Genomic DNA, 20806 nt, shown 5'->3' on the forward strand with positions numbered 1-20806 from the left:
AGAGAAGAGAAGAAGAGAAGTTTAATTATCTAAACCAAACTATCTTTTGCGATAGTTTCTTTCGTTGATGTCTCTATTTTAAACATATGATTCTTAAGGTAAGTATGTTGTTTCCTGTGAGTTTTCTGTAAATTTCAAATATTTTTACTGTTTTTGAAGCTTTGTACAATTTTTCTCAAAATGCTTATGAGTTTTGCGGTTACATACTAAGTGCATGTGCCGTATGCTTGAAGTATGACAGATTCTGCACAGTCTGAAGTTGATAATGCAACTTCCACACTACCTTCGTCAATTTCAGCACGTTTAGGGAGATTACAATTTCACCTTTCTGGAAAGTTTCGTGTGCTGCAGTGTGCAGACGTACAGGATGTAGCGCATATTTCTAAAGACACAATCAGCCTTATAAGCGCGGCCTGTGATGCAGTGCGCCCAGATATAGTGATTTTTACAGGTAATCAGATTGCTGGTTACGAAAAAGATTTTTCACGCACTTTCCGCCGTCGTAACGTTCAAAAAGAAAACGGCAGCAGTGAAATTACGTATTCTATAAATTCTAAAGACAAAGAGAATCTTATTTCGCAGGTTAAATCTCATATTTCGCGCATGGTAGAGCCTCTAGAAAAACGTAATATTCCATGGGTTGTCACTTATGGTAATCATGATTTTCAGTGTGGTCTTAGCAATGCTGAACTTGATAGCTTGTATCAAGAATTTTCTTGTTGTATGAACAAAAGTACAGTTCATAAAGAAAGTTTCGGTACTGTACAATGCGTTAATTCTATTCTGCCAAAACAGTTAGCTGTTCCGTGCGAACCAGGTACTTTTGCATTGCCTGTTATGGATGTGCAGCAGGAACGTAACGTTTTTTCGCTAGTTTTAGTTGATTCTGGAGATTACGCGATTGAAGGTGGGTATGGTTCTCCGTCTAAAAAAGCGCTTAATTTCCTTGAGAAATTACCAACTTTAGTTAATTCACCTCTGTGCGTTTTTCAGCATTTTCCACTTCCTCAGTATTACGATCTTATGCGCGAGGTTCCGAAAGAGTTTGCGGCTCAAGAACATGCGATTGAAGGGTATCGTAAGTTTAGTGAGCATTATTATGCTTTGGATGAGTCTAAAGTTTTGCCAGATGGATACCTTGGGGAAGGTATTAGCTGTCCAGATGAAGACAGTGGTGAGTTTGATATTCTTTCAAATTCTGAAACATTCGCTGTTATAGCAGGACACGATCACAGGAACGCTTTTGCTGGAAAAGTAAGTAAAGATGGTATTCTGTTTGTCGCTACTGCCACATGCGGTTTTGGATCTTATGGTCCGGAACCTGCAAAAAGAGGGGTACGACTTCTCGAATTTGATATCCGTCACCCATTTGAGCCTCGTACGCAAATGCTTGAATTTGGCGATTTAGTGGGAAAATCTTCTTCTAAAAAACCTTATACTTATGGTCTTACTGCAGAATCTGAGCATGAGCTTCCTGAGGTCGATTTATTGCGTAAGCCTTCACTTTTGGCTCGCATCGTCCATCATTGGCGTAATAAATCTTCACGTTATTAAAACTATGTTCTAATTGAGGGTTACAAGCATTTTGGCAACTCTTACAGTATGATAGTGATAGTTTGTGAAGTGTGAACGAAAGAGGTAAGTGTGTCCGCACAGAATACGTCTGAGCATAATAGCAACACTGGTATCAATGATGAGGATGTGTTGCATGTAGAAGGCGGAAAGCCGCTAAATGGCACTATTAAAGTGCGAGGAGCTAAGAATTTTGTGAGTAAAGCGATGGTTGCTGCTCTTCTTGCTCCTGGTAAGTCCGTACTAAATAATGTTCCTGAAATTCGTGATGTACACGTGGTCTCTGACTTATTGCGTTTGCATGGGGTTGGCGTTGAAGTAAATGGAGCTGAAGGCGTTGTTACTATTGACGCTAGTAAAGTGCAGCTAGCTGATGTTGCGGACGTTGATACGCTTTCTGGATCTTCAAGAATACCTATTCTTTTCTCGGGTCCTCTTCTCCACAGGCTGGGTGAAGCTTTTATTCCTGCGCTTGGAGGATGTAATATTGGTGGCCGTCCAATCGATTTTCATCTTGAAACTCTTCGAAAACTTGGAGCAAATGTAGATAAAGATCATGAAGATGGTATTCATATTACTGCTCCTAATGGTTTGCATGGTACTAAGATTCATTTACCTTATCCGTCTGTTGGTGCTACTGAGCAGACGCTACTTGCTGCAGTTTTAGCAGAAGGTCGTACGGAACTTTCAGGTGCTGCTATTGAACCTGAGATTATGGATTTGGTTGCTGTTTTGCAAAAAATGGGAGCTATTATCTCGGTTGATGTTGATAGGACCTTCAGAATTGAGGGTGTTAAAGAGCTTCAAGGATACACTCATACTGCTTTAACAGATAGGATAGAAGCGGCATCTTGGGCTTCTGCAGCTTTAGCTACTCACGGTGACGTGTTTATTAAGGGTGCTACACAGCCTGAAATGATGACTTTTTTGAATGTGTTCCGCAAAGTTGGTGGAAAGTTCGACGTTACGGATAAAGGAATACGTTTCTGGCATCCAGGTGGAGATTTACATCCTGTTGCTATTGAAACAGACGTTCATCCTGGGTTTATGACAGATTGGCAGCAGCCGCTTGTTGTTGCTCTAACTCAGGCTAAAGGTTTGAGTATTGTGCACGAAACTGTTTACGAGAACCGTTTCGGTTTTACTAAGCCTCTTGTGCAGATGGGCGCTATGGTTCAGTTGTATCGTGAGTGCTTAGGTTCTCTTCCATGCCGTTTTCAGCAGCGCAATTATAAACATTCTGCTGTTATTTTTGGGCCGACTCCGCTTACTGGACAAGATATTGACGTACCAGATTTGCGAGGTGGTTTTAGCCATTTGATTGCTGCTTTAACGGCTAAAGGTCCTTCTAATGTTCACGGTATTTCGTTAATCGATCGCGGTTATGCAGATTTTCGTGGAAAACTTCTGGCTTTGGGAGCTGATATAGATTAGTTTTATTTTTAATAATTTTTCTATAGTTTTCTACTAGAGTTTTTCTACTAGAGTTTTTAAGGCGCTGGGACTTTACGTTTCAGCGCCTTTTTTATTAAATTTAACTTATTAACATACTAAAATCCTTATTTTTCTAGGGTTTGTTAAGCCTGTATCCACAATGTTGAAAAAATCTTTTTTTAAAATTTTTTATTGTGTAAAGTGGTCGCAACTATTAGTTTTACGTAAGTTTTGCCAATCAAAAACGTTTAAAAACTTTTAGTTAACTTAAGTATCTAAAAAATAATTGTGCTTAACGCGTAATTGGGGAGGTGTTTAGTATGGCTTTGGTATCAGGTAGATATCAGTTGCTAGGGCAACTTTTTTCAGATGATGCTGCTGTTTTTCTTGCTTCAGATACAATATCTCGTAAAAAACGTGTTCTTGTAGCATTATTTCCACTTACGCAAGATGATCGTAATAAACTGTTTTTGCGTCGAAATAGCATACTAAACGCTTTACATAAAGTACAGTATTTATCTTTTCCAAATATTGTCGATGTTGTTGAAGAAAACGGTAATGCTTATCTAGTTAGCGAGTATCTGTGCGATTCTATAGATCAATATCGAAATCATGAAATTGCAGCAATAGCTTTGCGTTCTTGTTTACTTAAAGCAGACGGATTGCAGAATATTTCTGCAAGTTCTGAGGAATTAAATGCAGATAATAATACTAAAGCCGTAAAAAATAATTACGGAGTTTTATGCAGAGCTAAGGAAACGCGTTCGGATTCAAGCAACCGTAATAGCTTACGTGCAAAGCATGGAAACACTGTTAACAAATTTACTGGATTTTTTGCTCGTAAACAAAAATCTGCACATTTATATGAATCTAATAATATTTATGCAGAAAGCGGAGAGATTCTAGCCAAGCGCACTGCTGTAGTAATTTGCTCAATGCTTGCTCTTGTTGCGTGTTTTATTATGTCACTGCATTTTTTGCGATCTTGCGGAGCAGAAAGTAGAGGAGCCGCTAATAAGACTGCTTCGAAAAATATTGCAAATAGTGAACATAGCGTACAAGCTCAAATGATTTCTGATGACAAATTATGTGCTTTAGATAATGAAGATGTAAGAACCTCTTATAGAGCATGCTTAAGAGAAATAAGAAAAACTGGCAATGCTAATAAAGTGTTTTCATATGTTGAGCGTTCGATGAATTTGCAGAAGAGTATGTTAAAAAAACATGAGATTGCTAAGATTTCTCCAGAACCGCTATTACAGCTTCTGAAATATCAGATTGCAGATAAACGTTGGGATTCTGCGGAAGAACAGTCGTTTATGGGAATTATGGCTGACTATGAGCCATTAATGCGAAAGAATGCTGACGGTTGGACGCGCTTTACTTATGCAGTTGGTCAAGCCTACTGGTATTACTTTGCTGGATTTTCTGGTGAAGTATTGGATGAGGAAAGACAGTCAAGAATTAATGTTGCTTCCGTATGGATGGAGGAAGCAAAAAATAGTGAAAAAGATTCTAATGCTGCAGAAGATATTAAATCAAAAATAACACTGTATTGCGAAGTGGCAGATTTATATTCGCTACTTAATAATACGGATAGTAATAATAACTCCTCATACTATGTAGATTATATTGAAAAAATTAGCTCACTTCTTAAATTATCGGAAGAAAATAATAACGATATGATTCGTTTAGATTCCAGCGAACTTGTTATGGAATCTGTGCAATCTTGGGCACCTGCATTTAAGTGGAGTGGAATTAGTTCACAAAAAGTTTTGGAATTAGTGAATAACGCAGTAAGCTGCGCTCGCGAAACAAATGTAACAAATGAAGAATGTATGAAACGAAAGCAGCATATTTTGGATATAGAAAATGCTGTTAAACAGTATGTACAAACTACACTAACTTAACTTTTAATAATTAAAAAATTGGGGATATAAAACGAGCAAATATGTAAAAAAATAAGATATTTGTTCGAATAAAAAAGGGGGAATCATGGTTTCAAATAACAAATGCAAGCAGTCTAATAATAGACGAAATCAGCATATGCAAAGAAAGCAAAGTGAGCGTAAAAAGAACATAATTATGCTCACAATGCGAATGCTAGTATTCGTTGTTTTTGTGTCTGTTGGTTTGAGTGTGCTGTGCAATATAAATGAGCGTGGTAGTGCAAAGACTACTAGGTCTTATTCTGTTCAACAGCACACTGTTTACTCTGCGGTGAATAGAGTAAATAGAAAAGATGCAAGGAAACGCGATAAATCTAATGAAAGTCAAACTCGTAAGCCTAACGGACTTTTTGTAAAAGATGTAGTTTTAGTTTCGAATAAATCATTAGTTCATAGTGTTAACAACTACGGTTTTACAAATAAACCTATTGTTGTGCGCGTTAATATAGGAGGTTTCGATATTAACGCTGCTAAATTAATTCGTAGCGTTGAAGTGAGTATGAAAACTTATCGTGTTTCTCGAAATGGAGAAAAGCTGGTAAGCAACGGTATATTGAAAGAAAGTACTAATTTTTACTACCAAAGTAATCCGTTAGCTGGCTTTGCTGTTGTACCGCTTAATCGTGAAACAATATATGATTTTGATACAATCTCAATTAAAGTTGATACATTGTATAAAAATTCGCAGAAAAACCAAGAAAATAAGCAGATTTTATCGTTAAAGTCGCTTGACGAAGTAAATAAGAATTTAGTTAAATCTGTATCGTATGTGCAAAAGCCTGTTCGCTTTGTAAATCCTAAAATTAATTTTATTTCCACTGACGGTACTGCTTTACCTCATATTGTTATTGTTGACTATACGGAGCCAATAATAAGCGTTAAATATGCTAATTCTGCTGCAAAGCACGACAAATACTACAGAACTTATATGCATGCTCGTATAACAATTAATGAAGCAAATTTCGCGTTCTTGCAATACTCGCATAGTGATATTCCTATTGCAATAATCATGGCAGATAATAAACCGTTTAATATTACTCCAGATAAATTCACTAACAGTTCAACTGAGAAGAATACTTGGTATACAGATGTGGATTTTAATAAAGATGCGCAATGGAAAGCAGTGTATTCTGTACAAGATTTATCAGGTAATATGTCTGAACCAATAAAAGATGAGTTTGTTATAGACACTACAGCTCCAAAAGTAGAAGTTATAGGAGTTCGTAATTCGGGATCTTATGCTGGAAAAGTAGAACCAGAAATAATTTTCAAAGATTCACTACTTGATTCTTCAAGCATAAAGTACAGTTTGCGTGCCTCAAAGCATACTGCGCTCGCAAAGCCTGTAGTAACTCAAAATGACGGAAATGTTTGTGTAAAATACGGGAATTTAAGTCGTAGTACTGCTGATGATGATTTTTATACTTTGCAATGGAGTGCTCAAGATTTAGCTGGCAACTCTGCGCAAGGTAATTTAAGTTTTTCTGTAAACAGAGGAGGATCAATTTACAGTTTTGATTCTCCAACCACTTCGTTGAATAATCATAATGTAAAAAGCGCTCCAAGTGTTTATATTGAAGAGATTAATCCTAGTGGTTGGCGCGATGCTCCAACTGTCTCGTTAATACAAGATGGGCATTTTAAGGCTTTAGATTCTAAAGATTTTTCAGTTACAACTAATAGAGAGAATGGTTGGTATCGCAGAATTTATAAGATTCCTGCGAAAAATTTTCAGAAAAATGCGTCGTATCATGTAAGAGTTTCTTCTATAGATAATGCTGGTCATTATTCGTCGAACGATAATTTAGTAAAAAGTGGAGCAACTGATGCTAAGTCAGCATCCTTAAGTTTTTCTGTAGACTCAGCAGCTCCAACTGTAAGCATTCTCAATCTGAAAGATAATACGTCGTATCAGGAGGAAGGTGAGGGTCGTGTACTGCGAATGAATGCGAAAGATAATATGGGTTTACAATCTGTGAAGCTTAGTATAGATGGGAAGTTGGTTCGACAGTGGTCAGATAAAAATGCTTCTGCTACTTCTTTTTCTCACACTCTTAAGGCCGATGATAAGAAACATAATGTGAAGATTGAAGCTTGCGATCGCGCTGGTAATGTTACTACTTCTGAATATAAAAATATTGCCGTTTCTACTATAGATAAACGAGATAAGAAAGGTAAAAAAGGTAAGAAAGATAAGAAAGAAGATGAACAAAAAGATAAACAAAAAGATAAACAAGATAAGAACGGTGAAGACAATAAGAGTACTGATAAGAAAAGCACGCTAAAGAAAAACGCTGCAAAAAAAGAGGCAGAGAAGAAAGATGCTGCAAAGAAAGACGCTAATGAAAATAGTGAAATAAGAACTGAAGAATCTACAAAATCTGCAGATGATGGTGATAGTTCAGATAACCAAGAAACTAATGGTTCTACAGATAGTGAAGATGATTTAGTAATAAACGAAGAGCCTGTTTCTAAATCTATTTCTGCTTATCAGACGCACAAAAAATCTGCATTATCTTCAGAAGTACTTATATATGCAGGAATTGTTGTGATAGCTGTTGTAGCAGCTTTGCTAGGTGTTGGATACTATATGAAAACTAGAGGAAGGTGAATAAAAAATCTCTGCTGTTAAAGTAAAGTCTGTTGAAATAAAAAAGCCCACTGCGGTGGAATGAATGCAGTGGGCTTCGTGGAGCTAATGGTAATCGAAACCACGACCTCTTCGATGCGAACGAAGCGCTCTACCAACTGAGCTATAGCCCCAATGTGTGTCTTACGACAACTCTGCACACTGTACTACAAATCTTGTATAAAAACAATATTTCTTATAGTGCAGTGTGCTTGAGTGTCGAAATTTATTTATTTTTCTCGGATTTATCAGTTATTTTGTTGCTTTATCTGATTCAGCTGCTTTAGCTGATTTAGATGTTTTCTTTGCTTTATGTGCTTTGTATAGCCCAATAAAAGTAGGAACGAGTGAAATGAGCAAAATCGCAACGATTACTAACTCAAAATTATTCTGTACGAAACTAATATTACCGAAGAAATATCCAAGAAGAGTAAACAAAGTAGACCATACAATGCCGCCAAGGATAGAGAAAGGAGTAAAACGAGACCATTTCATTCCTGAAATTCCAGAGATAAACGGCATGAAAGTGCGAATAAATGGGAAGAAACGTCCTAAGAACACCGCTAAAGGTCCCCATTTGTCAATCATTTTTTCTGTTTTAGCGACTCGATCTGGAGTTAAAGCTTTAACTTTGCCGGATTCTACAATTTTGCGACCGAAGAAATGACCAATAAAATAATTGCACTGATCACCAATAATAGGTGCTAGCCAAACTACAACAAGTAGAAGAGGCAGAGGAAGTGGACTGTGCCCAGTAGAGTCTTTTGCGGCGAAGAATCCTGATGCAAAAAGAAGTGAATCTCCCGGAAGGAATGGGAAGAAAACTACGCCTGTTTCTATAAAAATAATAAGGAAAATAAGTCCGAGTGCTGGGGCTGTGCCCATCGCAATCCAGCTGGCTATGGCCGAGCGAGGATCTTTAAGCAGGTGAAGAATAAACTGAACAAATCCCATGAAAATTCCTGTCATAAATGCGCGTGGAATGTCTGCAACATGTACGATTAAGTAAGTATTGCAACACATTCGTAGCTGTAACTGTATGTATAAGAGAGTAGCAGTCAGTATAAACGGATACATGGTTGAGTATCATGTTTTAAAATAGATAAAAAGCACGTAAATGTTGGAAGTATATTTCGTGAAACGTCTTTAAAATTATTTCAAATTTTGAGACGTTCAAAAGGAGTGAGTAAATGACAGCGAAGGGTAAGGCTGTAACCTCTGAGAATCTTGATTGTAGCGATAATGCGCATAAAGATGCGGAAAATGTAGAGAAGGATCACGCAAAAAACTCAGATATAGCGTGCGCTGACGAACATTTAGTTGCAAGTAACGACGAAGTTGCTGTTAAGAAGCAAGTAAGCGTAAAAAAATCAAAAAAAGATGTGTATGAAAGCTATGAAACTGAATCTTTCGAATCAGATTTGTCGATAGCGGATATTTCTAGAAAAAACGCAAAACCAAAACGTTGGGTAGTGTACTTAATTGTGTTACTAATGGCAATAGTTCTTCCTTATTGGGCTGGACGTACTCTTGCTTTGCGCAGTACTTATTCAGTTATAGATTACTGCTCACATTTTTCTTCACAAGGTATTGTATTCATATCTTGGATGATCACAGTACTAGTGTTTACTAGCATTGCAATGGCGTTAATAGAGTCAAGCAAATGGTTTTGGAGATTGCTACTTCTTGTTTTCTTATCTTTTGAACAGTTTATTGCAGGATTATGCTTGCTTAATATGAACTTCTGGTACGGCACGTACGTTATGTACGGGTCTGCAAGCGGTCAGGCAAATGCAGCAAATTTGGGTATTATCTCTGCAGGTTCTGGCGTAATAATTTATTCGGTACTTTTTGTTGGTTTGCTTGTTCTTATACCAAAACGTTCCCGCCTAAATGTACTTACAAAAAGTTGGGCATCTTTTATTATGTTCTTCTTTATTGAAGTTATGTCTTTAATTGTTGTTTTATTTGGTGGATTTATAACAGCAATGTGAGAATCACTAGTATCAGTTGCTGCTAGTAGGTATGTATGTAGGTATGAGGAAAGTTGCGGAAAATTATTTAATTATGTTGCAGAGAGTTTTGTTCTACATGTGATGTAACATTGACGTTTGGCGTGTAACGCCCGCGGATTCAGAGCGCTACAACATAAGGTTGTGGCACCGCGCAGCGATTTAAGGAGGACGCCGTGGCATTGACGGCTGAAGATAAGCAGAACATCATCAACGAATTCGCGACTCACGAGGGTGACACGGGTTCCCCAGAAGTGCAGGTCGCATTGTTGAGCAAGCGCATTGCTGACCTTACTGAGCATTTGAAGGAGCACAAGCATGATCACCACTCTCGTCGTGGCATGATGCTCATGATTGGTGATCGTCGTCGTCTTCTTGACTACTTGAAGCGTGTTGACATCAATCGTTATCGTTCTTTGATTGAACGACTCGGCTTGCGTCGATAGTTTTGTAGCCCGGGCATAAGCTCGGGCTTCTGTATTTTTATAACTAAATATTTCTGTTATTTTATATAGTTTCGCTTTATGTTTGTGTAATTTAGCAGTAAAAATTACGTTGTGGTAAGCGCAATTATCAAGTGAAGAAAAGTATGAAAATTGGTAAGTGAGTAGCCAATCAATTATGCGAGTACGATAATAAGTGCATTAAAGTTGCATGTAAATCGCAATAAGAGTTTATAACTGAAGAAGAAAAGCACATCATAGGATGTGAATATAACTGAATACGGATGATTGAAGTAGCCGAAACAAAAAACACTACGAAATGAAATGTTGGCGTTTGCGCAAATGTTGCAAATGTTGCAAATAGTCGCATGGATGGTAATGATGCGAAGTCGCCAATGTTATTACGCATGTTGGTTGATTAGGTAAGTTAAGAAAAGGAGGAACCCGTGGAGGGTCCCGAAATTAAGGCTGTAGAAGCCGTTATTGATAATGGTTCATTTGGTAAGCGCACATTGCGCTTTGAAACTGGTCGACTTGCGCAACAAGCAGATGGTGCTGTTGCTGCATATTTGGATGACGATTCCATGATTTTGTCGACAACGACTGCAGGTTCTAGCCCGAAGGAAAATTACGACTTCTTCCCATTAACTGTTGATGTGGAAGAGAAGATGTATGCAGCTGGTAAGATTCCAGGATCTTTCTTCCGTCGTGAAGGACGTCCTTCTAACGAAGCGACTCTTGCATGCCGTATTATTGACCGTCCGTTACGTCCATTGTTCCCACATACTTTGCGTAACGAAGTACAAGTTGTTGAAACAATTTTGGCAATTAATCCGGATGATGCCTACGATGTTATTGCTTTGAACGCAGCTTCTGCATCTACTATGATTTCTGGTTTGCCATTTGAAGGCCCAGTTTCCGGTGTCCGTCTGGCTTTGATTGACGGCCAGTGGGTTGCATTCCCACGCTGGAGCGAGCGCGAGCGTGCGGTATTTGAAATTGTTGTGGCTGGTCGCGTTATTGAAAACGGTGATGTTGCAATCGCAATGATTGAAGCTGGTGCTGGTAAGAACGCTTGGAACTTGATCTACAATGAGGGTCAAACTAAGCCAGATGAGGAAGTTGTTGCCGGTGGTTTGGAAGCTGCTAAACCATTTATTAAGGTTATTTGCGACGCTCAGAATGAGTTGAAGCGTATAGCAGCTAAAGAAACTAAGGAATTCCAGCTTTTCCCAGAGTATACTGACGAACTTTACGCACGTATTGACGAAATCGCGCATAAAGATTTGGATGAGGCTCTTTCAATTGCAGAAAAACTTCCACGCCAGGATCGCATTGCGGAAATTAAAGAAGGCGTGCGTGCTGCAATAGCCGAAGAGTTCACTGATATGGACGAAGCCGAAAAGGAAAAGGAACTTGGCAACGCATTTAAGGAATTGCAGCGTCAGATCGTTCGTCGTCGCATTTTGACTGAAGACTATCGTATTGATGGTCGTGGTTTGCGCGATATTCGTACACTTTCTGCAGAAGTTGATGTTGTTCCTCGCGTTCACGGATCTGCTTTATTCCAGCGCGGTGAAACCCAGATTTTGGGCATAACTACTTTGAACATGCTTAAGATGGAGCAGCAGGTTGATGCGCTTTCTGGTCCACAAACTAAGCGTTATATGCACAACTACGAGATGCCTCCATATTCCACTGGTGAAACTGGTCGTGTAGGTTCTCCAAAGCGTCGTGAAATTGGTCACGGTGCTTTAGCAGAGAAGGCTTTGGTTCCAGTATTGCCTGGACGCGAAGAGTTCCCATACGCTATTCGTCAGGTATCTGAAGCTATTGGTTCCAACGGTTCTACTTCTATGGGTTCCGTTTGCGCTTCTACGCTTTCTTTGCTTGCAGCTGGCGTGCCTTTGAAGGCTCCAGTTGCTGGTATCGCTATGGGCTTGGTTTCTGGCGATGTTGATGGAAAGCATATCTTCAAGACTTTGACTGATATTCTCGGCGCAGAAGATGCTTTCGGAGATATGGACTTCAAGGTTGCTGGTACTTCCGAGTTCATCACTGCTTTGCAGCTCGACACTAAGCTTGATGGTATTCCAGCTGATATTTTGGCTGCCGCTTTGCAGCAGGCTCACGAAGCTCGTGCAACGATTCTTGAAGTTATTAACGAGTGCATTGATTGCCCAGCTGAGATGAGCCCGTTCGCTCCACGCATTATCACAACCACAATTCCTGTAGATAAGATCGGTGAAGTTATTGGTCCTAAGGGCAAGATGATTAACCAGATTCAGGAAGAAACTGGTGCTGAGATTGCTATTGAAGATGATGGTACAGTTTACATCTCTTCTGAAGGTGGAGAAGCTGCCGAGAAGGCGAAGGAAATCATCGATTCTATTGCAAATCCTCGCGTGCCAAAGGCTGGCGAAACTTTCACCGGTAAGGTAGTTAAGACCACTAGCTTTGGTGCTTTCGTAAATTTGACTCCTGGAACTGACGGTTTGCTTCATATTTCGCAGATTCGCAATTTAGCAAACGGCGAACGTATTGACACTGTTGAGGATGTTCTTAAAGAAGGCGATAGCGTTGAAGTTATCGTACAAAGCGTAGATGAGCGCGGAAAGATATCCTTAGCAATTCCAGGTTTTGAGAATCAAGAATCAGCTCCAGCAGATCGCAATGATCGTCGTTCTCGCGATGATCGCGGTGAGCGTTCTGATAATTCCGATCGTCGTTCTCGTTCAGATCGTGACGATCACGCTGATCGTGATGAGCGTCCTCGTCGCCGTATGCGTGACGACCGTCGTGAAGATGATCGTGATGAGCGTCCTCGCCGTCGCATGCGCGATGAACGTCGTGACGACAGATATTCTGATCGCGACAGCCGTTCTGATCGTTATGAAGATCGAAACGATGATCGCGGTGAGCGTTCGGATCGTGCTGGTCGTTATGATGACAATGATTTTGATGAGCGTCCTCGCCGCCGTTCTAGTGACGACCGTTATGACGGTCATAGAGATGACCGTTCTAATCGTTCCGATCGCGATGAGCGTCCTCGCCGTGGTTCGGGAGATCGTCGCTTGGATCGCAACCCACGTTACGCAGCTGACGATGATCATTATGACGAGTATCGCGCAGCTCGAGAAGAACGTACTGAGCGTCCTCGCCGTCGTGTTCGCCGCGATTTTGATCCATTTGAAGAGGACTAATCGCATAAAACTTATCGAAAAAGCTAAATACTAATCGATAGTTAATAATTAAATAACTTGTAGAAATGCCTTCAAATTGCGTCTGCTTTTGAGGGCATTTCTAGTAAATAATGCTTTATGCAATCTCTGCAATAAAATATTATAAAAACATAGGTTAAAATAAGAAATTTTAATTACCGTCAAAGTAGGGGTGACTTATGGTTATGCATCGTGCGTTAGGTTCATTTGATACAACTGCTATTGGTTTTGGCGAAATGCCTTTAACAATAGAAAACAATCTTGGCCATGACATGGGTATTGAAACAATTCATGCGGCTCTTGATGCAGGTTGTACGCATATTGACACAGCTTGGGCATATTACTGCTCTGGCGGCGAGGAACAAACTGGTGAAAAACTTGTTCGTGAGGCTTTAGAAAGCTGGAAGGGTGACAAATCTTCTATTCTGGTTGCTACTAAAGTCGGTCACTTCCGTAACTTTACCGACGGACGACCAACATGGGGTAAGGATGGCAAACCAGAGCATTTGATTGCGCATGCCAAAGAGTCCGCAATGGCTTTAGGAGTTGACACTATTGACTTGCTTTACTTCCACAGACCAGATCCAGAAGTTCCATACAATGAGTCTATTGAAGCAATGCAGCAGTTGCTTGATGAAGGCGTTGCTCGAGAAATCGGTATTTCTAACGCTTCTGTAGAGCAAATCGATATCGCTCGCAACATTTTAGGAGAAAAGCTAGTAGCAGTACAAAATCAATATTCTCCAGTTCATTTAGAGAATGAAGATACTTTGCAATATTGCGAAAAGCTTGGAATTGCTTTTGTTTGCTGGAGTCCTCTTGGTGGATTCCGTCACCCTTATGATGAGCATCTTTTCGATCCATTCCGCAAAGTTGCAGAAAATCATAACGTAAGTTATCAGCAAGTAGTTTTGGCTTGGGAACTCGCTAAAGGCGATCACGTATTTGTAATTCCTGGAGCACACAGACCGGCCACAATTTTAGATAGTTTGAAAGCTTCAGATTTGCAATTAAGTAATGAAGAGTTGGCTTATTTAGGCTGAAAGAAAACACTAAAATGCAAGAAACAAGCGTAACAGGTATGCCACTTCCGCATGAGGATGATAAAGGACTACCAATACCAGTAACAATCCCAGTAGCCTTAGGGTCTCGCACACAAGCAGTTTTTACTACGAGACTAGGAGGTATATCTGAAGGTTCATTTGCTTCACTTAATTTAGGTGGACGCGCAGGCGATAGCGTAGAAGCAGTCGCCAGTAATAGAGCCGCATTGCAGAGAGCTATAAAAGCAGATTTATGCTTAGTTAGCCAAGTTCATGGCAGGAACGTATTTGATGCAGACACCATAGTTGATTCATGGAATACAGGCTACGGTTTTGACGCAACAGGTTTCGCAGATTCTACATTGAGAATTGATGCGGATGCACAAGTTTCTACAGCCTGCTCGCTTGCTTTAGGAATGTTTGCTGCAGACTGTTTACCTGTTTTGCTTGCTGATGATGAAGCTGGAATTATTGCAGCAGCGCATTGCGGACGAAAAGGATTGATGGCTGGCGTGCTTGATTCTGCTGTTGACGCAATGTGTGAAAAGGGAGCTGAGCGTTCTCGCATAACAGCAGTGCTCGGTCCATGCATTTGCGGAAATTGTTACGAAGTTGGTGATGAAATAGCACGAGACTTTGAAAAAAGATATCCGCAAACTGTAACACAAACGCGTTTTGGTGGAATCGGTATTGATATTGCTGAAGCTGCGAGAATAGATTTAGCGCTCGCAGGAGTAGCGAATATTGTTGATGCTTTACCGCGAGTTACAGCTGCAACGCAATATTTATCTGAAGATGAGGAATTGCGAACAATTTGCGAAGTAGATGGAGAGGGACAATCTTTATCCAATCGTATGCGTGAATTGCAGAATGCAATGTGTACTCTTGAAAATCCACTCTGGTATTCTCATCGGCGCGCTAGTTTAGCTGGAAAATCTCACGAGGGTAGACTTCTTGCTCTTGTGTATAAAATCGATAAAAACTAGCGCAATATACATAAAGCATGACACAATAGTAAGTAGTGTGTTTTTTGAAGGGAGCAGGTTAGGTGAGTGAGAGACAAACCGTGCAGCGCTGGATGATTACCGTGGGCGGAGTAGAGCAAGCACGAGTAGGTGCTGGTGAGTCAGTAGAAATAGGTAGAAAGCCTATACGTCCTTTGCGCGAAGATGGTTTCAAGCGCATAGACATAGTAGATAACAAGCGTTCTATGTCTAAGCGTCACGCACTACTTATTGTAGATAAAAAGGGAGTTGCGACTATACGCGATCTTGATTCTACAAACGGCACTTATGTAGTTGGCAATAATGGTAATTTGATGCGTTTGGAATCAGGAGTGGACTTCCAGCTCCCAGATACTCTTATGCGAATGCAATTCGGTGATGTTCCTATAGATTTCGTACATATCGAAGAAGATGCTGATTCTGGAGAGCATGTAAAAGATTTGTTCTCCTATGCTACTGATTCAGCTCGTAAGGAACCGGATGCTTCTGATCTTTCTGTAGATCAAATACTTGATTTGCGAGCTGGAGAACCTACGGGAATATTCCACGCGCAGTCTGTTTCTCAGCCGGGATTGTCGTGGAATCATAATAATGGTGCAGATTCTGCAGTAAATGCGGCATTGAATTCTGGAGCTTTATTAGAAAATAATAATGTAACTCTTCCTGTAGTTATGGAACAGAAAGAGGAACCTGTTGAGCCTCGTAATCTTTTTGATGATGCTCAAGCTGAGATTTCTCAGGATAAGTCAGAGCATACTGAATCTGTTGAAAACACTTACAGCAATCAGAATGATAACGTGGAAGATGAGCATATGATGCAAGCAGCAATGTTTGCTAATGCTGCAATATCTCAGTCTGAATCTTTGTACGGTCAAAATGATGACAATCAGTATGCAGGAGATAATAATTCTGAAGTAAATACTGAAGTAAATACTGAAGTAAATGCAGAAACTACTCCGGAAGCAAACGCACAAGTAAGTGACGAACAAGTTGATCTGGAAGCGCAAATGTCTCAGGCATATCCAGTATCTCAAATATCTCCGGAATCTGTAGAAATTGCTGAAACTGCAGAAACCGCAGGAATCGTTGATAATGAAGATATTGATACAGCTTATAAACCAGCTTTTGAACCAGGATCTGTATTTGATAAAGTTTCAAAAGGCGAGTTTGATACTCATCAAGATTTAGTTGAAGCAGGAGGATTTACTTCTGAAGAAGCTAAAAATAGTGCAGATTTTTCGGAACAGTTTGAGATGGCAAAATATCGCGAACTACTTCCATTCCTTGCAGAAAATACGGGATTATACGATGATTTGTATGCTTGGCTAGCAGCTTCTGGTAACAGTGATGTAGAAAAAGCATTAGCCCACAATGAGGGATATAGTGCTTACCGTAAAGCTATAGGCCAGTGATTCGTGGATATTATTAAAACTAGACGATTACAAGTGACGATGAGTGCAACAAAGTGAGAGAATCAGTATGAGCAATATTAATGGTATGAACGAAGCAAAAGATTTGAATAATTCTCCACAAGATTTGCAAGATAGAAATGCTTCGCCAACAGAACGCAATGTATTTCTAAGCAGGGATGAATCTAACAGGCAGTCAGTGTCTGCCGCTAGAGCTGAAGCGTTGCAGCGCATACAAGAGTGGCGTAAACAGTACCAGTTGCAACTTACGCCTTCTCCGCTAGAAGATATCACAAAACTGCAGGCACAGTTGGAATTAACTCATGCTCATCCATCTGGTATAGCTCAGCTTTTTGCAAGCGGAAAAGTGACATTAAAAGCGTTATTCAGAGATGCTGGAATGTTGCGAGCTGCAGGAAGAAGACTTGAGAGAGTTTTTGAAGATAGAGATGCAAAAGCGCATGAAAGCGGCGTTTCTGAACTATCGCTTGTAGTTGGCGTAGCTTCTTGGAATGGAAATCACGTTCCTGTACTTACGTATCCTGTGCACGTAGTAAGAGATACTGCAAAAGATGAGACTGCTGCAACAATCTGCTTCTCTGGCAACGTTGGTCTTAACCATTCGCTTGTAGTAAGGCTAAAAGAGCGTGGAATTGATTTGCGAGAAGAAGTACTTTTTGACGGATCTAATTACGAGAGTGGAACGCCAGAAACTTCAGTAGTTTTTGAAGCAATCTGCCAGCAGGCTCGTCGTGCGTTCCCAGATTTTGATATTGAAAGAGATATTATTCTCGGCTGCTTTACAGACGCAGGTTCAAGATTCCTTTCAGAAAGTGACAAAATTTTTGAAGCGTTACAAGCTGGAAGTGTAGGTAACACAGTAATTGACGCTTTAGCTGGTGATGAGTACGCTGCAAATGAACTTAAGGCGGAAAATAAACAAGAATACAGCCCGTTCGATGCGGATCCTCACAATGAGTACGAAGTCGGAGATGTTGATAACAGTGTGCGTTACGCTGCGGATCTTGTTGCAAAAGGAACTTCGCTTTTTATTGATGTTGATGCAGGATCGGATTCCACTAATGTTGCTAGTGCAATAGCATCACATTCGGCTCTTCTCGGACGTTCTGTGCTTTACGTGCCAAATGTTATAGAACAGCAACGCAGATTTAGGCGTACTTTAAGCGATAACGAAATTTCTTCTCTTTCTCTTGACGTATCTGACGGTCATGCTGCAAAACATATTGATTCACAGCTTATTGCTGCAGTAGGTGCGCGGCAAAGTGTAGCAACATCTCGTTTTGAGCAGGTTGCTGATGAGCTTGTAGGAGTTCGCTCTCGATTAACAAGATATCTTGGTGATTTGCATGGAGTAAATGAGAGCTGGGGCGTTTCCGCATACCAGACTATGCAAAATTTGGCTGCTATTGCAATGCTCCCTTCACATCCTTCTACTCATGTGCGTTTAGATGTTGACGCTGCTAGGTCTCTTGCTAATGATCTTGACAAGTGGGTACAAAAACTTCATGAAGCTGATGAGCTTGGTGAGTTTACGGTTCAGCCTGATGATACACCTTGGTTTGGTGCGTCTGTTTTTGATGAAGGCGAAGCTGTAGCAGTTTATCAGCGTGTAGTTGATTTGCTTCTTAAACTTCTTCCTGCAACTAGAGAACAAGTAAAAACTACTGTACAAAGCTGTGGATTCCCAGTTCCTTCTACTGCTCGGGAATGGGGAAGGCAGGTTAGTGTACTTAAAAATTTGCGTAGAGTTCTGGACGTTTTCCAGCCTGAAATTTTTGAGCGTGACTTAGACGCTATGATAGAGGCAAGCAAGCCTAAAGCTGTGCGAAAAGCTGAGGGTACTGTTATGGGCTTCTGGCAGCGTAGACATTACGTTAAAGAAGCTCGTAATATGCTACGAGTTGGAGCAAAAGTCGACGATCTTCATGAAGCACTGAAAATCGTGTCACAGCAGGCAGATCAATGGCGCATGTTCGTACCTCATGGAGGCTGGCCTGTACTACCACCAAAATTAGACGAAATAGTTAGCACTCAAGAAATGCTTGCTCGTCACCTTGTAGCACTTGATACAGTACTTGCAACTACAAAACTTGGTGCAGATCTTGAAAATATTGAGTTTGCTCAACTCGATAACCGTTTGCAAGACCTACATGATGATCGCGCTGCTTTAGATACTTTACCTGGACGCTGCAAGCTCGAAAGTGAGTTTAAGAGCGTCGGTTTATCTGATTTAGTAAACGATTTGCGTCATCGTAAAGTAACTGGTGAAGCATTGGACGGAGAAATTCACTTAGCATGGTGGACTACTGTTTTTGAAGATATCGTTAGTTCTTCAGCGATTATTTCTAATCAAGATGGTTCTGCTTTACAAGATGCTTCTGACCGTTTCGTACAAGTCGATACTGAGCATGTTCGTTCTGTTGGTCCTATGATTCAACAGGAAAGCATGAAGAAACTTTGTGATTTGCTATTTTCGCGTACACAAGAAGCTAATCAGCTTCATACTATGCTCGCAAGTAACAGAGCTGGTATTACTCTTAAAAATCTACTTAAAAATCACAAAGATATTGTGTTAGCAGCTAAGCCAATTCTTGTTGCTATGCCGTCTACTCTTGTAATGCTCACATCGTGCAGTCCAATTGTTGACACGGTTATAATAGATGCCGCAGAGCATATGAATAATCTTGAGCTTCTTTCTATTCTTGCGCGCGCTAAGCAAGTAGTTGTGTTAGCTCATAAAAAGACTGTTAGCTCGCAAAGTTTAAATGCGCTGATTAATATTCTTCCGAATGTTACAGTAGAATCTCGCGCATCGAGGCGTTCGCTGCGTTTAGCTAATTTCCTTGAAGAACACGGATATGGTTTACTTCGACACGATATTCCTGTTGAGCGTTTGCAAGGAAAAGTTCGTTTGCATCAGATTGAAGCTACTGGTGTGCCAGTAATGTCAACTGGTTTGATCGAGAGTAGTCAACGAGAAATAGATGAAGTTGTTTCACTCATTGAGCAACGTGCGAAAACTTTCACCGTGGTTCCATCAAGCTACGTTCTTGCAGTAGTAACACTTACAAACGTGTTCCGTAGTCGACTAGGAGCAGAGTTAAAGTCTCTTGCTATTAAAGATGACAACATGGCTCGCTTCTTACGCCATGTGCGACTAGTGAGCATTCATGAGGCTCCAGGAGCTGTAGCAACTGATGTAATACTTTCACTTTGCTACGCAAAAACATCTCACGGAAGACTTTTGCAACAGTTTGGCATTTTGGAAGAAGAAGGCGGCAGTGGAATGCTTCTTGACGCTTTGGCTTTAGCTAAACGTCACTTGGATATTGTATGTGCCTTTACTTCTAAAGATATGGAAGATGACAGAATTCATCAGGAAGGTCCAAAACTTCTTAAAGAATTGCTTATTTGGGCAGAACAGCTTGGTGATGATCCTCTTAGACCAGAAGATGAAGAAGGATTTGCTGCAGTAACTGCTAAAGCTGAAGCCGCAGCTGTAGGAAACGTTCTGTTCTCAGATCTAGCGGAACGTATACGCGCTCGCGGATTGAAAGTAGCGTTAAATTACGGTTTTGATCGTGGACTTCGTATACCGCTGGCCGTTGGTCTTTCAAATAAACCTTTTGCTGTAGCAATTTTGACTGACGATGCGCAGTTTATGAGCGTGCAATCTACTCGTGAACGCCACCGCATAATGGTTCAGGATTTGGAATCACTCGGATGGTCTGTTATGAACGTGTGGAGTGTTGGAGCATTCGTAAATCCTGAAAAAGAAGTAGATCGAGTAGTTTCTAGACTCGGAGAGCTTTACGGTGACGAGCAGTGAGTGGTTATAATCCAAATCGACGTTCACCTCGCGAACATACTCGCGTAGTGCGCAAAGGTTCTGAACGTTTCGACGCAGATGGCGTAAAGCTCGAGCCTTCCGATATGCAAACTGTTGAGCAAAAACAGAGTGATGACGATAATCGAATATTAGGCGAACTACCTCCTCACTGGGCTGTGTTTTCTGAGCGAGGAAGATAATTCTGTACTTGAGTATTGAGTGGAAAGCTGATTTTTAATA

The 20806-nt window shown here is 40.5% G+C and carries 13 protein-coding genes and 1 tRNA gene; 12 read left to right on the forward strand and 2 right to left on the reverse strand.

Annotated features, from left to right (window positions below; all coding sequences use genetic code 11):
• Positions 1-234 precede the first annotated feature (234 nt).
• The 4 genes from ACNEUN_RS01070 (at position 235) to ACNEUN_RS01085 (ending at position 7566) form a co-directional block, all read left to right on the forward strand.
• Positions 235-1554, forward strand: a complete 1320-nt coding sequence (locus tag ACNEUN_RS01070; RefSeq protein WP_427875854.1) for a metallophosphoesterase — start codon at positions 235-237, stop codon at positions 1552-1554.
• Between the two features lie 90 nt (positions 1555-1644).
• A complete protein-coding gene (murA, locus tag ACNEUN_RS01075) occupies positions 1645-3006 on the forward strand; it encodes a UDP-N-acetylglucosamine 1-carboxyvinyltransferase (protein ID WP_463630263.1) in 1362 nt (453 codons plus the stop codon).
• Between the two features lie 320 nt (positions 3007-3326).
• Positions 3327-4916, forward strand: coding sequence for a hypothetical protein (locus tag ACNEUN_RS01080; RefSeq protein WP_463630265.1), 1590 nt, complete (start codon positions 3327-3329; stop codon positions 4914-4916).
• A gap of 85 nt (positions 4917-5001) precedes the next feature.
• Positions 5002-7566, forward strand: a complete 2565-nt coding sequence (locus tag ACNEUN_RS01085) for a hypothetical protein (RefSeq protein ID WP_463630267.1) — start codon at positions 5002-5004, stop codon at positions 7564-7566.
• Between the two features lie 79 nt (positions 7567-7645).
• Here the strand turns inward: ACNEUN_RS01085 and ACNEUN_RS01090 are convergent.
• Together ACNEUN_RS01090 and ACNEUN_RS01095 are read right to left on the reverse strand one after the other, a co-directional pair.
• Positions 7646-7718: transfer RNA gene (locus ACNEUN_RS01090), tRNA-Ala, on the reverse strand.
• A gap of 118 nt (positions 7719-7836) precedes the next feature.
• Positions 7837-8538 carry a DedA family protein gene (locus ACNEUN_RS01095; protein WP_427877620.1) on the reverse strand — a complete coding sequence of 234 codons (702 nt, stop codon included), beginning with the start codon at positions 8536-8538 and terminating at the stop codon, positions 7837-7839.
• A 236-nt stretch (positions 8539-8774) separates the two neighbouring features.
• Here ACNEUN_RS01095 and ACNEUN_RS01100 point away from each other — a divergent pair, with 236 nt between their 5' ends.
• From ACNEUN_RS01100 to ACNEUN_RS01135, 8 genes are all read left to right on the forward strand, one after another.
• The gene (locus ACNEUN_RS01100) at positions 8775-9578 is read left to right on the forward strand and encodes a teichoic acid transporter (RefSeq protein ID WP_463630269.1); all 804 of its coding nucleotides are present in this window, start codon (positions 8775-8777) and stop codon (positions 9576-9578) included.
• A gap of 194 nt (positions 9579-9772) precedes the next feature.
• Positions 9773-10042: a 30S ribosomal protein S15 gene (rpsO, locus tag ACNEUN_RS01105; RefSeq protein WP_427875850.1), complete on the forward strand. Its 270-nt coding sequence runs from the start codon at positions 9773-9775 to the stop codon at positions 10040-10042.
• Between the two features lie 443 nt (positions 10043-10485).
• Positions 10486-13242, forward strand: coding sequence for a polyribonucleotide nucleotidyltransferase (locus ACNEUN_RS01110; RefSeq protein WP_463630272.1), 2757 nt, complete (start codon positions 10486-10488; stop codon positions 13240-13242).
• Positions 13243-13439: 197 nt separating this feature from the next.
• Entirely contained in the window at positions 13440-14303 is an 864-nt protein-coding gene (locus ACNEUN_RS01115; protein ID WP_419398878.1) for an aldo/keto reductase, read from the forward strand.
• A gap of 14 nt (positions 14304-14317) precedes the next feature.
• Positions 14318-15289 carry a purine nucleoside phosphorylase YfiH/LACC1 family protein gene (locus ACNEUN_RS01120; protein WP_463630275.1) on the forward strand — a complete coding sequence of 324 codons (972 nt, stop codon included), beginning with the start codon at positions 14318-14320 and terminating at the stop codon, positions 15287-15289.
• A gap of 62 nt (positions 15290-15351) precedes the next feature.
• Complete coding sequence (locus ACNEUN_RS01125; RefSeq protein WP_463630277.1) at positions 15352-16719, forward strand: FHA domain-containing protein; 1368 nt, start codon at positions 15352-15354, stop codon at positions 16717-16719.
• Positions 16720-16804: 85 nt separating this feature from the next.
• Complete coding sequence (locus ACNEUN_RS01130; protein ID WP_463630408.1) at positions 16805-20566, forward strand: helicase; 3762 nt, start codon at positions 16805-16807, stop codon at positions 20564-20566.
• Positions 20563-20766 carry a hypothetical protein gene (locus ACNEUN_RS01135; protein WP_427875845.1) on the forward strand — a complete coding sequence of 68 codons (204 nt, stop codon included), beginning with the start codon at positions 20563-20565 and terminating at the stop codon, positions 20764-20766. Before ACNEUN_RS01130 ends, ACNEUN_RS01135 begins: the two co-directional genes overlap by 4 nt.
• The last annotated feature ends 40 nt before the right edge of the window (positions 20767-20806 follow it).

This window comes from Gardnerella sp. C0684A1, assembly GCF_055326835.1.